The 13,484-nt window shown below is 68.9% G+C and carries 11 protein-coding genes; 4 read left to right on the forward strand and 7 right to left on the reverse strand.

The window, feature by feature from the left end:
- Positions 1–254 precede the first annotated feature (254 nt).
- The 3 genes from AB0M54_RS29740 to AB0M54_RS29750 all read right to left on the reverse strand — a co-directional run bounded on the left by AB0M54_RS29740 (position 255) and on the right by AB0M54_RS29750 (position 2,431).
- A complete protein-coding gene (locus AB0M54_RS29740; RefSeq protein WP_364333591.1) occupies positions 255–1,037 on the reverse strand; it encodes an alpha/beta hydrolase in 783 nt (260 codons plus the stop codon).
- Positions 1,038–1,130: 93 nt separating this feature from the next.
- Positions 1,131–1,580, reverse strand: a complete 450-nt coding sequence (locus AB0M54_RS29745; protein WP_364333589.1) for a YdeI/OmpD-associated family protein — start codon at positions 1,578–1,580, stop codon at positions 1,131–1,133.
- Positions 1,581–1,762: 182 nt separating this feature from the next.
- Positions 1,763–2,431, reverse strand: a complete 669-nt coding sequence (locus AB0M54_RS29750) for a DUF998 domain-containing protein (RefSeq protein WP_364333586.1) — start codon at positions 2,429–2,431, stop codon at positions 1,763–1,765.
- A gap of 357 nt (positions 2,432–2,788) precedes the next feature.
- Here AB0M54_RS29750 and AB0M54_RS29755 point away from each other — a divergent pair, with 357 nt between their 5' ends.
- On the forward strand, positions 2,789–5,623 hold the full coding sequence (locus tag AB0M54_RS29755) for a LuxR C-terminal-related transcriptional regulator (RefSeq protein ID WP_364474899.1): 2,835 nt from the start codon (positions 2,789–2,791) through the stop codon (positions 5,621–5,623).
- 595 nt (positions 5,624–6,218) lie between these two features.
- Here AB0M54_RS29755 and AB0M54_RS29760 read toward each other — a convergent pair.
- The 4 genes from AB0M54_RS29760 to AB0M54_RS29775 form a co-directional block, all read right to left on the reverse strand.
- Positions 6,219–6,641 carry a hypothetical protein gene (locus tag AB0M54_RS29760; RefSeq protein WP_364474901.1) on the reverse strand — a complete coding sequence of 141 codons (423 nt, stop codon included), beginning with the start codon at positions 6,639–6,641 and terminating at the stop codon, positions 6,219–6,221.
- 225 nt (positions 6,642–6,866) lie between these two features.
- Complete coding sequence (locus AB0M54_RS29765) at positions 6,867–7,862, reverse strand: LacI family DNA-binding transcriptional regulator (RefSeq protein WP_364324102.1); 996 nt, start codon at positions 7,860–7,862, stop codon at positions 6,867–6,869.
- 19 nt (positions 7,863–7,881) lie between these two features.
- Positions 7,882–8,733 (reverse strand): ROK family protein, encoded by an 852-nt coding sequence (locus AB0M54_RS29770; protein ID WP_364324100.1) that lies wholly within the window; start codon positions 8,731–8,733, stop codon positions 7,882–7,884.
- Positions 8,730–10,400: a hypothetical protein gene (locus AB0M54_RS29775; RefSeq protein ID WP_364474903.1), complete on the reverse strand. Its 1,671-nt coding sequence runs from the start codon at positions 10,398–10,400 to the stop codon at positions 8,730–8,732. The genes AB0M54_RS29770 and AB0M54_RS29775 overlap by 4 nt, the downstream gene beginning before the upstream one ends.
- A gap of 121 nt (positions 10,401–10,521) precedes the next feature.
- Here AB0M54_RS29775 and AB0M54_RS29780 point away from each other — a divergent pair, with 121 nt between their 5' ends.
- From AB0M54_RS29780 to AB0M54_RS29790, 3 genes are read left to right on the forward strand one after another with little or no spacing between them, the layout of a single operon-like run.
- On the forward strand, positions 10,522–11,802 hold the full coding sequence (locus AB0M54_RS29780) for an extracellular solute-binding protein (RefSeq protein ID WP_364324096.1): 1,281 nt from the start codon (positions 10,522–10,524) through the stop codon (positions 11,800–11,802).
- Complete coding sequence (locus AB0M54_RS29785) at positions 11,799–12,656, forward strand: sugar ABC transporter permease (RefSeq protein ID WP_364324094.1); 858 nt, start codon at positions 11,799–11,801, stop codon at positions 12,654–12,656. Before AB0M54_RS29780 ends, AB0M54_RS29785 begins: the two co-directional genes overlap by 4 nt.
- The gene (locus tag AB0M54_RS29790) at positions 12,653–13,477 is read left to right on the forward strand and encodes a carbohydrate ABC transporter permease (RefSeq protein ID WP_364474905.1); all 825 of its coding nucleotides are present in this window, start codon (positions 12,653–12,655) and stop codon (positions 13,475–13,477) included. Before AB0M54_RS29785 ends, AB0M54_RS29790 begins: the two co-directional genes overlap by 4 nt.
- Positions 13,478–13,484: the final 7 nt, after the last annotated feature.

Consider the following 13,484-nt stretch of genomic DNA (forward strand, 5'->3'; position numbering starts at 1 on the left):
CCAGCAGCCCGAGTACCGCCAAAATTACTCCTCCATAACAGCTGAAGGCCGCAACGGGATTGAACTCGCTGGTCGCTCCTTCGTAGCGAGCAGTTATGACCGCAAAATCCGGAACAGCACAGCGTTGTACTCCCCACCAGCAGCCTGACGACGGCACCGATCCCCCGTCAATGGCCAATTTGCTATCCCCGACACTCCCCCAGGCGCCTCCATGACACCGTTGGCGGACACGGTGTGCTGGGCGATGACCTTCCTCATGACTTGCTGGCGAAGAATGCGGTGACGATGGGGGCGATGGCGGCCGCGTCGACGTTGTGCGGCTGGCCTGGCAGCGTGGTGCGGTGGGCGTGTGGGAGAGCGTTGGCGATCGCCTCGGCCGCCGCGGTGATCCAGGGAATAGTCGCACCGTCGATGACGAGGGTGGGGATGGTGATGGACTTCAGCGCGTCGGACGGCAGGGCGAAGTCGGCGGCGACGTCGGCTTCGTAGGTCAGGCAGCTCGCGCTGGCGGCCATCGCGTCCCAGAACGGGGCGTTCTTCATGCCGGCGACGAATTCGGCGGGCATGAGCGCCGCCTTGAGCATGAACAGTTCCATCATGTCGCTGAACCGGCCGTCCGCTCGCAGGGCGTATTGCTGGTCACGGTAGTCGGCCGGGATGGGCTCGCGGGTGCCGGGAAGGATGTAAGGGACCTCCCACAGCGCCAGCTTGGTGATGGCCAGACCGCGGGCGGCGGCCTGGATCGCGATCATCCCGCCGCCGGAGGTGCCGTACATCATCGCGGATCCGCCCGCTTCGGTAATGAGTGCCTGGAGGTCGTCGAATTCGCGGTCGACCGAGTACGGGGCGGTGTCGACGGTGTCACCTCGCCCGCGGCGGTCGTAGCTGTAGACGGTGAATTGCTCTGCCAGCAGCGCGGCCAGCGGCGACTCGGCGCTCCGGTCGACCGGACCACCGCCGATCAGGATGATCGTCGGACCTGAGCCGATGCGGTCGTAGCCGATGCGGGTGCCGTCCGGGGAGGTGACGAAGTTCATGATGTTCCTTCGATTGGTTGGCAGAGCTGGTCGATGGACGTGCGGTGGGACGCGAACGTCGGTGCGCGGGGCGCCACGGGCAGGGTGGGTTGGTCAGCGGGCGTTGCCGGCGGCGAGCGTGGCGACGGACTTCTCGATGCGCCGGCGTCGGGTGGCGTCGGTCTTGGCGCCTTCGATCGAGAGGACGTGTGCTCTGCGGTTGCTGTAAGACAGCTGGTCGAAGAAGTTCCGGGCCTGCGGTTCTTGGTCGAGGGCAGCGGAGAAGTCGGCCGGGACGGCGACCTCGCGGGGCTCGGTGTCCAGCCGGATCTCAAGCTCGATGACGTCTCCGCCGGCGATGCCGGTCTGCTGCCGGACGTCGGCATTCAGGCCGAGCATGTAGGTGCCGTTCATCGGCGCCACCGAGCTACGGAAGGTGTGCTGGCCGATGGTCACCCGGACTTTCGGTCGCTTTCCGCTGCCGAGCGCGTCGACGATCGCAGCCGGCACGGCGACACCGGTGGTGGTCTTGCCGGCGGTCAGGACGGTGGTCTGGAATCTCATGGCGGACCTTCCTTTCGGACGAACAAGTCGGGCACGGGCTGTGACGCTGTTTGCCGCGCTGGTGCAGCCGTCAAAGGGTCAGACAACGCTCGGCCGCGAAACTCATCGGTCCTGGAGCGCCAATTCCCGCGTCGGCGGTCAGCCTGGTCGCCGTGTCTCGATGGCTCCGCCGTCACCCCGTGTCATGAGTTGCGTGGTCGTTGGGACATGTCGGTGCACTTCTGACGGTCCTTGATAGCGACATGGCGGTATAGGTGGAGGGACACCGTGGACAGCCAGCTCCAGACGATCAGGATCGCGGCGACGAACGTTACGGTCGTGGGACCGTGTGAGCCGCTGGCGATGCCGACGAATCCCGCGAGGAAGACGATCCCTGTGATCCGCGAGAACCAGGCCAGGTCGCGCCGCCCGTCGCGGACGAACCGGTCGGCCAACACGAAGCAGGCCGCGATCACGCACAAGAATCCGACGCCGCCGAACACGAAATGCAGCAGGCCGTGTGTGCTCACGGCGGTGACTTCGGGTGTGCCGACCGGGAAGCCCTGTGCCGGGTCCGCCCGGAAGATGCCAGCCCCGATCATGCCGAGGCCGTAGCCGCCCAGGAGCAGGGCACCCCAGATGCTGCCGCGTTTCGGGCGCAGCGTCATGTGGAGTCCCACCGCTGCCGCGATGACCATCATGCCGGTGGCGATGAAGTTGGTGATCTGGATCCAGCCGAGATCGCCGTTGGCCAACAAGCTCCAGCTGTGTTTGGTCAGGTCGAACCGCTCGCGGGTCAACGCCTGCGCCAAGGCGACGATGACGTAGAACGGCCCGGCCACGACACCGCAGCCAAGCAACAATCTGGTCACCCTGGTCGAAGGTTCGCGATGCTCGGCGGCGGTGATCCCGCCGGGGGAGACTATATGTGCCATATATGCGCGTCTCTCTCGTGAGTTCATTTACAGACATGGATGAGATATCAATCGCGTCAGAGCGCCGGCGCGCACCGCATGCATCATGTGATCCAGCAAGATCGCGACGGCGGGGCCAGACCTGGCCGGGGCAAGCCGGGCTTGACGCTGCCCCGCAACGCTTGACCGGACGGCGTCGGTGTTGTACGTCAAAGCGTGCGCTACACCCCAGGGGGAGGGCATCCGTGCTGACCACGGATTTTCACCACGCAAAACGGGGCCACGGACCGGGCGATGGTCGGTCATGATGTGGCAATGATCAAGCTTTCTCGCGCCGAGGCGTCCGGGCCTGAGGCTGAGGCCCCCGCCGGCGCGATGACTGCTCCGCATCCCCCCAAGGTTTCCAAGCGGGAGGCTCAGGTGCTGGCCGCCATCGGGTCGCGGCTGTCAAACGCGGAAATCGCCGCCAGCTTGCACATCTCGGTCCGGACCGTGGAGAGCCACGTCTCCTCGCTGCTGCGCAAACATGGAGTCTCCGACAGGCTGGCTCTTGCGGCGCTGGCCGGCCGGGTCGGGCCGGGCCGGTCACAGGTGCTCGGCGTGCCGTCCGCCTGGACGTCCTTCGTCGGGCGAGGCACCGAGCGTGACGCGGCCCTGGCCGCCTTGGAATGCTCCCGATTGGTCACCCTGGTGGGCTCGGGTGGCGTCGGCAAGACCCGACTCGCAGCGGTCATCGCCGAAGCGGCGGCGGTGTCCTTTCCCGCCGGCGGGGCATTCGTGGATCTGGTGCCGGTACGCGACGGATTCGTCGCGCAGGCGGTCGCGGCCGCACTTGGCGTGGCCGAGCGGCCGAAGGTTCCGCTGGAGGAGGCTATCGCTGAACGGTTGGGGCAACACCGTTCGCTTCTCGTTTTGGACAACTGCGAGCACCTGCTCGACGCGGTAGCTGGATTCGCCGAACGGATCCTCGCCATCACCGCCGGTGTGCGGGTGCTGGCGACCAGTCGCGAGCGCCTCGGGATACCCGGTGAGCGAGTCATGCCCCTCGCACCACTGCCGCTGAACTCCGACGCCGAGACACTCTATGTCGACCGTACGAGGGCGTCAGATCCCTCATTCAGCGCGGACGCGACCCTGGTCGCGGACATCTGCGCCAAGCTCGACGGCGTTCCGCTGGCGATCGAGTTGGCCGCAGCCCGCACACCGTCGTTAGGCACCGCGGGCTTGCTGGTCGCGCTCGAGGATCGGCTGCGGGTGCTGGCCGGCGGACGGGGAACCGACGCACGGCACCGCTCGATGCGCGCGGTGATCGACTGGAGTCACGACCTGCTCGACGACCAGGAGCGTGCCCTGTTACGGCGCCTTGCGGTGTTCGTCGGCAGCTTCGATCTGGCCGCGGCGGTGGCGGTGACCCCCGGGCACGACCCGGCATCCATCGCCGACCTGCTCGGCCGGCTGACCGACAAGCATCTGGTCGCCCATCAACAGCCCGCCCCAGGTTGGTGGCGGCTACCCACCACGATCCGCGCCTACGCCGGTGACCAGCTTCGGACCAGCGGCGAGCAGGCCGATGTCCAGGAGCGGCATCTGCGCTGGGCCGCCCGGACCGCGGCGCAGTTGGCGGCGCGGTCCGGGCGATGGCGGGACATTTTCGATCTCGTCGCCGATGATCTACGCGCAGCCCTGGCCGCGGCGCCCCCCGGCCCGGGCGATCTGCCGCATCGCCTTGCCCGAGCGCTGGGACGTCTGACCTACGCACGGCGCTTCCTGACCGAAGCAGTCACCCGCCACCGGCAGGCCGCCCAGCACGCTCGACTCCCGACGGATGCCGCCGAGGACCTGCGCGCCGCGGCCGACTGCGCGCTGGCGCTCGGGGACTTCAAGGAGGCCTACGGGCTTCTGCTCGGCTCAGCCGAGCAGGCACGCGTTGCCGGTGACGGCAACACTCAGGCCATCGCATTGGCTTCTGCCGTGATCACCGGTCACCGGCATCCCGGTGACCGCAGTCAAATCCCTCACCAGCGACTGCGCGAAGTCCTCGCCGAAGCGTCGACCACAGCCGACCCCCACGACATGGTCGTCGCAGCGCACCTTGCCGCCGCCCGGGCCTGGACCGCCAGCGGCGAAAAGCTCTCACCCGATCCGGCTCTGTCCGCCGCCGCAGCCGATGCCGCGCGCGCCACCGCCGATCCGATACTGATCAGCGCCGCCCTCGACGCGGTCGGCCTGGCGGCCGCCAGGGCCGGCCGGCTACGGGACGCGCTCAGCATCGTCACCGAACGGCTCGCCCTGCTCGCCCCGCACGCCGTGGACGACCCGCGCTTCGCGGTAGAGATATCCGACGCGTACGGCATTGTCGTCATGTACGCCCTCCTGGTCGGTGACCTACCCACCGCGGCAGCGACCGCTCGACAACATCTGGCTGACGACCTGGCACACCACAAGGCCTTGACGACGTTGGTCGCGCCGCTGGTGCTCATGGGCGACCTGGACGAGGCGCTGCGCCTCGCCGGTGCCGCGTGGGAGGACTGGCATGGTGCCGGACGGCGCTACACCTTGCTGAAGACAGAGACTCTGATGGCCACCGCCCTCGCCTACGGGCTGCGCGGAGACAGCGAGCAGTTCCGGCTCTGGCGGACCCGGGCGGCGCAGGCTGCCAACGTCACCGACATCACCCAGTTGAGCAACCACGCGTCGTTCGCCGCATTCGTTGACGCACGGGTCGCCCTTCACACCGGGCGGGTCGGTGCCGCGACCGCGACAACGGGCCAGCAGTTCACCGGCTTTGTCGCCAACCGCTACGAGCCATATGCCCGTGCCGTCAAAGCCGAACTGGCGGTCGTCGCCGGACTGCCCGACGCTGCCGAACGCCTGTCCGTGGCCGCATCGGCAGCAGAGCAGAACGACTGGGCCGCCGCCGGCCTCGCCCGCGCCCGCGGCCGCCTGTACCACGACCAAGCCGCACTGACCGCATCCGTCAAAGGCTGGGAACTGATCGGCGCGCGATTCGAACGCGCCTGCACCCTCCTGCTCATCCCGGACCGCGCGCACGAGGGCCGCACCGAACTGGCCGCCATCGGCGTCCCACAACCGGCATACGGGATCCCGACCCCGGACGCGCACATCCCGGCCAGCCCCACACAGGAATAGCCCGATCCAACAATTCGATCAGGATGTCGGTGCGCCGACGCGGTAACAGGTGTCCAAATACATGCGTTGCGCCTCAACGTAGCGTCGCATGCTGGGGTTCTCGGGGGTGGGGTTCGTACCGTCGCGAAGCGCCATTCGTTTCGCTTTCACGCTGAACGGGACGTCCAGGAACACAGATAGGCCCAGGCCACCACGATTTCATCCTGCGAAGAAAGAGCCCGTCGACGATCAGCACCGCCCCCGGCAGCCACAATGGCTGACAAGAGGCCTTTATCAACTGAGCACCGCCAATTTGCTCGGTGCGGATTGGCGCACTGTCATCGGCAAATCCGGACGTCGCCGGACCGGCAACATCACCCGTAGTTGAGGGGCATCAGTGAATGAGCCAGTCTGTCCCGATGGCTCACAGCGTCTGCAGCTTTGCCATCATGATGCCACCAGCAGCCTCGAGTTAGAAATCCTCGACCCGTCTTCTCACCTAATCAGTCGGACCGCGAGCAAGCCTCGTACCTGATGCGATACGGCTCGAAGGGCTCGCCCTCCACGGCGTCAGACAGGCGGCATTTCCTTTAGCCGACAGGCCGAGCTGGGCAGGCTAGCTCGAACTTCTGACTTCACCGCCGTTTGAGATTCCGTCGCCATGGCTGTCATCCTGATCTGCCGCTACGACGAAGTCTTCAGGATGGGCTATCGGGAGAAGACGGAATTGCTGCTCGTGCGTGCTGCCGTATGGCGTAGTGGCGTCGAATTTCATGCGACTATGATCGCGAATCAACAACATCTCGATGACGGCGGAGGCCCTTCGCCAGCCGCGGGAGGACACCTTGTCGCGGTCGTCGCCGAGGACGCCGCCGCCGAGGTGTTCCCGCCTGCTGCCCACCGAGCCCGACCAGGCGCTCTGGTCACTGTTCCAGCTCACCATCGAAACGGCAGTGTGCCAAATGTTCGGCATCGTGCCGCCCACCCACGCGCCCGCCCACGGCCGGCACAAGATCGGCTGACCGACGTCCTGTCGCACCGGCGGGTCAGGATGCCGGCGTCTTCTCCGCTGAACTCGCCGCCGCGTCAGCCAGCGAGGCCGGCACCACCCCCAGGCGCCGGGCGGCGGGGATCCTGGGTGTCAGGGTTCGGTGAGACCAGCGGTTCACAGGTGTAGCCCGCCCGGGGGCGAGGATGGATTGATCACGTTGACGCTCAACGCGCTGGACCCGTTGGTAGGCGACGATGGGGCCATGGCCAATTCTCAGGACGCGGCGTTGGGGTAGTCGATGACCTTGGTCGGGATGACCACCCGGCGGGCCAGCGGGGTGGACGACGGGTTGTCGATGTGGCCGCAGACCAACTCGGCGGCGACCCGGCCGATCTCACGGGCGTCATAGGACACCACGATCAGCGGCAGGTCGAGCAGGTCGGCGAAGTCGAAGTCGTCGAAACCGGCCAGGGCGGTCGTGCCGCCGTGCGACCGGATGGCGCGGTAGGCACCGATGGTGTTGCGGTTGTTGGCGGCGAAGACGGCGGTCGGCGGGTCGGGCTGGTCGAGGATCGCGTTCGCCGCCTCGACCGCGGCCGCGACGTGGGGCTGGTTCCGGCGGACGAACCGGTCCTGCACCGCCAGTCCGGCCGCCTCCAGCGCCGCCACATAACCGCGGTAGCGTTCCGAGCCGGTCCAGGTGGCCGCGGGCAGGCCGAGGAAACCGATGTTGCGGTGGCCGCGCGCGATCAGCATGCTGGTCGCCTCGTAGGTGCCGCCGAAGTCGTCCAGCAGCACCGCGTCCACGTTGATCCGGTGGGGCGGGCTGGCCGCGAGCACCACCGGGACGGCGGCGAGACCGGCCGGGTCGAGGTGGTCGTGCTGGTTGGCGGCCGGCACCGCGATGATGCCGTCCAGCCGGCGGGCCGCGAAATCCTGGACCAGCTGGCGTTCCCGGTCGGTGTTCTCGCCGGAGTTGGCGAACACGACGCGCATCCCGCGCTTGTCCGCGTGGTCCTCGATGCCGAGGGCGAGCTGGGCGTAGAAGGGGTTGGCGATGTTGGTGATGATGACGCCGAGCAGCTTGGTCGAGCCGCCGACCCGCAGGGTGCGCGCGGCCTCGTTGCGCCGGTAACCGAGGGCCGCGACCGCCGCCAGCACGCGGCTGCGTTTCTCGGGGGCGACGCCGGGGTCGTCGCGGAGGGTGCGCGACACGGTCATCGGGCTGACGCGCGCGTAGTCGGCGACGTCACGCATCGTCGGGTTCATCGCTGCGATGGTATCGCCATCACGGCGCCGTCCCCCGCCGCGTCAGCCAGGCGGCGCCGACGTGCGCGGCGGTCCGCGGGTGGGCCGCGACCAGCACCTCCGCCTCGGCACCGCCGTCGGCCAGCCCGGCGATGAACAGAGGCCCGATCACGTCCCACGACCGGGTCACCGCGCCGCCGACCACGACGGCCCGGGCGGCGAAACCGCGGACGTACGGAGCCAGCGCGCTCCCCAGCCGGCGGTAGGCGGTCAGGGCCTCGGCGTCCCCGGCCCGGATCACCTCCAGCACACCCGCGGCCTGCCGCCCGTGTGCCCGGAGCACCGCCCGGGTGCTGACCGTCTCCTCCAACGGGCGGCCGTCGATCTCCAGCAGGTCGGCCCGGCCCTCAGGTGGCACCGCCGGGCCGTCCCGCACAGCCCGGCCGCGGTCGAGGAAGGCCGATCCCACGCCGGTCCCGAGCGTGATCCCGGCGATCCGGTCCAGGCCCCGGCCGGCCCCGGCGACCCACTCCCCAACCCCGAACGCCTCGGCGTCGTTCACGAACGTGATCTCCGCCGGCTGCCCGTCGAGCGCCTCGGTCAGGGCGGCGCGCACATCGACGCCGTTGAGCGTCGTGAACTTCCCGACCCCGGCGTACCGGCCGACGCCCCCGGCATAGTCGAACGGGCCGGGAACGGCGAGGCACAACGGCGTATCCCGTAAGGGCCCGGCCGATCGCGCCGCGACCGTGAGCGCCCCGATCAGGTCTCGCACTCCGGCCTGCGGATCCACCCGCCAGACCGGCGGCGCATCGTCGCGGGCCGTCCACGTGGCCGGATCGACCCGGGTCGCGCAGACGTGGCTGCCGCCGAGCTCGACCGCCGCGATCATCGGACGAACGCCTTCACCACACGCGCTCCCGCCGGGCCGAGGGCGGTGACCGTGTAGCGACCGGCCGCCGCCGGAATCACCAGCGTCTCGGCGAACGACACCAGGTGCTCGCCGAGCCCGGTCCGGATCCGGACCCGCCCGGCCACCACGTTGAGCACGTGGAAACGGTCGGTCGTGTCCTGCGGCGCCGTCGCCCCGTCCGCCAGCTCCAGGCGGTGCACCTGGAAGAACATCTCGGGCAGGGCTCCGATCAGGTCCTCGCGCCAGCCGGCGCCGGCCTCGACCGTCCGCGGCCGCTGGACGAGATCGGCGCGCGACTCGGGCCCGGTGCGGCTGGTGTCCAGGTTGCCGAACGCGTGGCCGACGTGCACCGGGCGCTGCCGGCCGTCGGCGTCGCGGCGCAGCCAGTCGTAGAAGCGCAGCGAGTAGAGGTAGGGCGTCGCGCTGACCTCGAGCACCACGTTGCCCTTGCCGCTGCCGTGCGGGGTGCCGGCTGGGATGAGGAACAGCTGGTGTTCGTCGGCGGGGTGCTGCTGCACGAACCGTTCGATGTCGAAGGGCTCGCCGTGGTCGTGTGCCGCGTGTGCCTGGCGCTCGAAGGCGGCCAGGTCCACGCCGTCGCGCAGTCCCAGGTACACCACGTTCTCCGGCGAGCCCACCATCATGTAATACGTCTCGTGCTGCGGGTACGGCCAGCCGAAAACCGTACGCATGCGGTCCGGCCGCGGATGGCAGTGCACGGAGAGGTTGCCACCGCCGTACGTGTCGAGGTAGTCGAACCGGATCGGGAACGACGTACCGAACCGCGGGTGCACGGCCTCGCCCAGCACCGCTTCCGGGTGCGACGCGACCAGCAGCTGGAACGGTACCTCGACGGCGCCGCCGTCCCGGGTGCCGATCAGGATGCCGCTCTCCGGTCCGATCAGCTCGTACCCGAGGGCGGTGTTGCGTGCGCCGGGATTCATGCCGAGCTGCTCCTGCGCCCAGTGCCCGCCCCAAGAGGTGGTGTTGAAGGTCGGCCGGGTGCGCAGCGGACGACGGGACAGCCAGGCCAGCGAGGCGCGGAGATCGGCGCCGGCGAGCAGCTGCGGATCGGCCGGATCCTGCAGGTCGAGCCATTGCGTGAGGTCTGCGGCGACGGCGTCGCGGTGCCGGTCGAGCAGCGGCCAGTCGACATAGAACAGGCGCCGCGTGTCACCCGCATCGCCGGCCGGCCGGCCGAGGTTGCGGCCGTGGCCGTCGATCGTCGCCTTTTCCGCGTACCGCTTGGGCAGGTCGGCATACCAGAGCTCGTCGTGCCCGGCCAGAGCGGCGCCCGGGCCGAACACCACGGTCAGCCGGCCGGGGTCGCGTGGCACCGGCGGCACCCGGTCGATGAGATCCGCCAGGGTCCCCGTGGCGAGGGTGGCGAAGTCGGGGTCGCCGGCCAGCTCGCGGGCGGACTCGGTGCGCTTGCGCACCTGATCCCAGCCGACCGTCGCGGTGCGCATGTCGACGAGCAACGCATCGGGCGGCAGCGCGGCCAGCACGGCGGCCCAGTCCTGCACCATCGGGCCGTCGATCGCGAGCACCGCGCCGGGGCGGGGAAGGACGTCGCGGACCGCGTCCCATCCGCGACGGACGGCACCCGTCGCCGGCGGGTAGATCGGCTCGGACTCGTAACTCATCTGGTCAACCACCCCGGCGATGGTATCGGTACCAGAGTTGCCCAGTCCACATCTCCGTGCCCCAGCAGGATTTGTTTCCAACGTATTGCCTAGTGTCTATGGTAGCGATACCGTGCCGGAGATGCGGATCACGAAACGGACAGCCAGCGCGCTTCTCACCGCGGTGCTCACGGTCACGTCGGCCGCCGCCTGCGGGCGCGGCAGCGAGCCGGCCGGCGGCGCCGGCCCGCTCTCCCTCTACTCCGACAATCCCACCTGGGAAAAGGGCTTCGTCGACGCCGGCACGGCGCTGCAGAAGATCACCGGCCGCGGCATCAAACCGGTCAGCGTCCCGTCGACCTCCGACTACGAACAGGTGGTGCGGACGTCGATCACCACCCGGAAGACCAACGATCTGGTCAAGTGGTGGAGCGGATACAAGCTGCAGGACCTCGCCTCGACCGGGCTGCTGACCGACCTCACCGACGTGTGGAACTCGGCCGAGCAGAAGGGCTGGGTCGACCCGGCGCTCAAGCCCAATTACACCTTCCAGGGCAAGGTGTACGGCCTGCCGATGTACCAGTCCTACTGGGTGGTGTTCTACAGCAAGCCGCTGTTCGCCGAGCACGACATCGAGCCGCCGACCACGTTCGCCGAGTTCGAGAAGGCCGCCGCCACCCTCAAGCAGAACGGCGTGACGCCGCTGTGGACCGGCCAGTCCGACACCTGGACGTCGTTCATCCCCTACCAGACCCTGGTCGCCGCCCAGTCCCCCGACTTCTACGCCAAGCTCACCCAGAACAAGGCGGCCTGGACCGACCCGGTCTCCCAGAACGCGATGGCCATCTGGAAGGGCTGGATCGACAGGGGCTGGACCACCCCGGCCGACGTCAAGCTCGCCGACGCCCCGGCGATGATGAAATCCGGCAAGGTGGCCATGCTCCCGGTCGGTACCTGGGAGAACAGCAACCTCAAGCTGGCCGGCATGACGCCGGACAAGGACTACGGCGCCTTCTTCATGCCGACCGTGACGCCCGGCGCGCCCCGGTCGACCTTCGTCGAGGGCGGCGCGTGGACCGTGCCCACCAACGCGCCGAACCGCGAGGACGCGGTCAAGCAGCTGGGCAACTGGCTCGACCCGTCGGTGCAGACGGTCTGGTCCACCTTCCTCGCGGACAGCTCGGCGAATCCCGATGTCCCCTCCACCGACCCGCTGATCAAGAAGCTGCAGACCCAGGTCGCCCAGGACAAGCCGGTGCTGCTGAACCGCTTCTACGAGGCTTTCCCGTCCAAGCTGGTGCTGGCCGCGACCACCGAGCTGCAGGGGTTCATGGTCGACCCGGGCACCGGCCCGAAGACACTCGACGCGATCCAGAAGACCTCCGTGACCGAGTGGGCCGCCTGGAAGAAGCAGGCCGGATGACGGTCCGGGCCGCGGCGTCCCGCGCGGCCTTCTTGTTCCCCGCCGTCGGATGCGTGGCGGTGGTGCTCCTGACGCCGTTCGCCATCACGTTCCACCGCAGCTTCTTCGGTGAGGGCATCGCCCCGGAGTTCACCGGGCTCGCCAACTACGCGCAGATGTTCCGGGACCCGATCCTGGTCAGGTCGCTGGTCAACACGCTGATCTGGGTGGTCGGGTCGCTGGTCCTGCCGGTCGGGCTGGGCCTGGCCATCGCGGTGATGACCAATGCCACGAGATGGGGACGCTGGGCGCGGCTGGCGGTGGTGCTGCCGTACGCGATCTCCGGCTCCGCGGTCGCCGTGGTCGGCGCGTTCATGCTCCAGACCAACGGCGCCGTGAACCAGCTGCTGATCGCGGCCGGACTGGACGGTCTCACCGCACAGTGGCTGCTGCTCTGGCCGCAGAACACGATCAGCGCCATCCTGCTGAGCACCTGGCAGAGCACCGGCGTCGCGGTCGTGTTGTTCCTCGTCGGCCTGCAGACCGTGCCGGTGGAGACCATCGAGGCGGCCGCGCTGGACGGCGCGGACGGCTGGAAGCGATTCCGGCACGTCACGTTCCCGCAGCTGCGCGCCGTCACCGTCGTGGTCGTCGGCATCACGCTGGCCAACGCGCTGCGCGCCTTCGACGTCATCTGGGTGCTCACCCAGGGCGGCCCGGCCCGCAGCTCCGAGACGCTCGCCCTGTCGATGTACCGCGAGACGTTCCTGCTCCAGGACGCCGGGCAGGGCTCGGCGATCGCGGTGGTGCTGACGATCGTCGTCGTCGGCGCTTCGTGGATCTATCTGCGCTCGAATCTGAGGAGCAGCCGATGAGGAACCTGACCCCCGGCCGGGTGGTGCGCAATGTCGTTGTGGTGGCGCTGGGCCTGATCTGGTTGCTGCCCACCTACCTGTTGATCGTGAACGCGGCCGTCTCCAACGACTCCTACTCGGGAACCGCCCGGTGGTTCCCGGGCAGCTTCGCGCTGTGGGACAACATCGAGGCCGGCTGGCGGGCCGCCGACTTCACCGACGCCGCCCGCAACAGCCTGCTCTACGCCACGGTCTGCGCCGCGGCAGCCGTGCTGATCGCCACGCTGGCCGCGTTCGCCCTGGTGGTGATGCCGGTCCGGCGCAAGGCGCTGTGGTTCTGGCTGATCTACGCCGGCACGCTGCTGCCGCTGCAGGTCTTCGCCCGGCCGTTGTTCCTCGCGGCCTCCACCACCAACCTGTACGACACCCCATGGGGCCTGGGCATCGTCTACGTCGCGATCTGCATCCCGTTCGCGATGTTCGTGGTCCGCAACTACCTGACCACACTGCCTCTGGAGGTCACCGAGTCGGCCCGGATCGACGGCGCCGGCTGGTTGCGGCTGTTCTGGTCGATCCACGTCCCGCTCTCCCGGTCCGCGATGGCCGCCGCGTTCGTGTTCCAGTTCGTCTACATCTGGAACGAGCTGTTCTTCGGCATCACCCTGTCGCTGAGCCCGGAGGTGCAGCCGGTGATGGCCGCGCTGGCGGGGTTGCAGGGCAACTTCAGCGCCGTCGGCCAGCCCGCGGTCCTGGCCGCCGCCCTGGTCGTGTCGCTGCCCACCGTCGCGCTGTTCTTCGGCTTCCAGCGATTCTTCGTGACCAGCCTCAAGTCCAACATCTGATCCCCGA

Source organism: Actinoplanes sp. NPDC051470 (genome assembly GCF_040682035.1).
GTDB lineage: Bacteria > Actinomycetota > Actinomycetes > Mycobacteriales > Micromonosporaceae > Actinoplanes.

What these genes read in the sequence shown, in the direction of transcription:
- AB0M54_RS29790 (WP_364474905.1), top strand. Translation starts at nt 12,653, where the DNA reads ATGAGGAACCTGACCCCCGGCCGGGTGGTGCGCAATGTCGTTGTGGTG.
- AB0M54_RS29785 (WP_364324094.1), top strand. Translation starts at nt 11,799, where the DNA reads ATGACGGTCCGGGCCGCGGCGTCCCGCGCGGCCTTCTTGTTCCCCGCC.
- AB0M54_RS29740 (WP_364333591.1), bottom strand. Translation starts at nt 1,037, where the DNA reads ATGAACTTCGTCACCTCCCCGGACGGCACCCGCATCGGCTACGACCGC.
- AB0M54_RS29770 (WP_364324100.1), bottom strand. Translation starts at nt 8,733, where the DNA reads ATGATCGCGGCGGTCGAGCTCGGCGGCAGCCACGTCTGCGCGACCCGG.
- AB0M54_RS29745 (WP_364333589.1), bottom strand. Translation starts at nt 1,580, where the DNA reads ATGAGATTCCAGACCACCGTCCTGACCGCCGGCAAGACCACCACCGGT.
- AB0M54_RS29755 (WP_364474899.1), top strand. Translation starts at nt 2,789, where the DNA reads ATGATCAAGCTTTCTCGCGCCGAGGCGTCCGGGCCTGAGGCTGAGGCC.
- AB0M54_RS29775 (WP_364474903.1), bottom strand. Translation starts at nt 10,400, where the DNA reads ATGAGTTACGAGTCCGAGCCGATCTACCCGCCGGCGACGGGTGCCGTC.
- AB0M54_RS29780 (WP_364324096.1), top strand. Translation starts at nt 10,522, where the DNA reads ATGCGGATCACGAAACGGACAGCCAGCGCGCTTCTCACCGCGGTGCTC.
- AB0M54_RS29765 (WP_364324102.1), bottom strand. Translation starts at nt 7,862, where the DNA reads ATGAACCCGACGATGCGTGACGTCGCCGACTACGCGCGCGTCAGCCCG.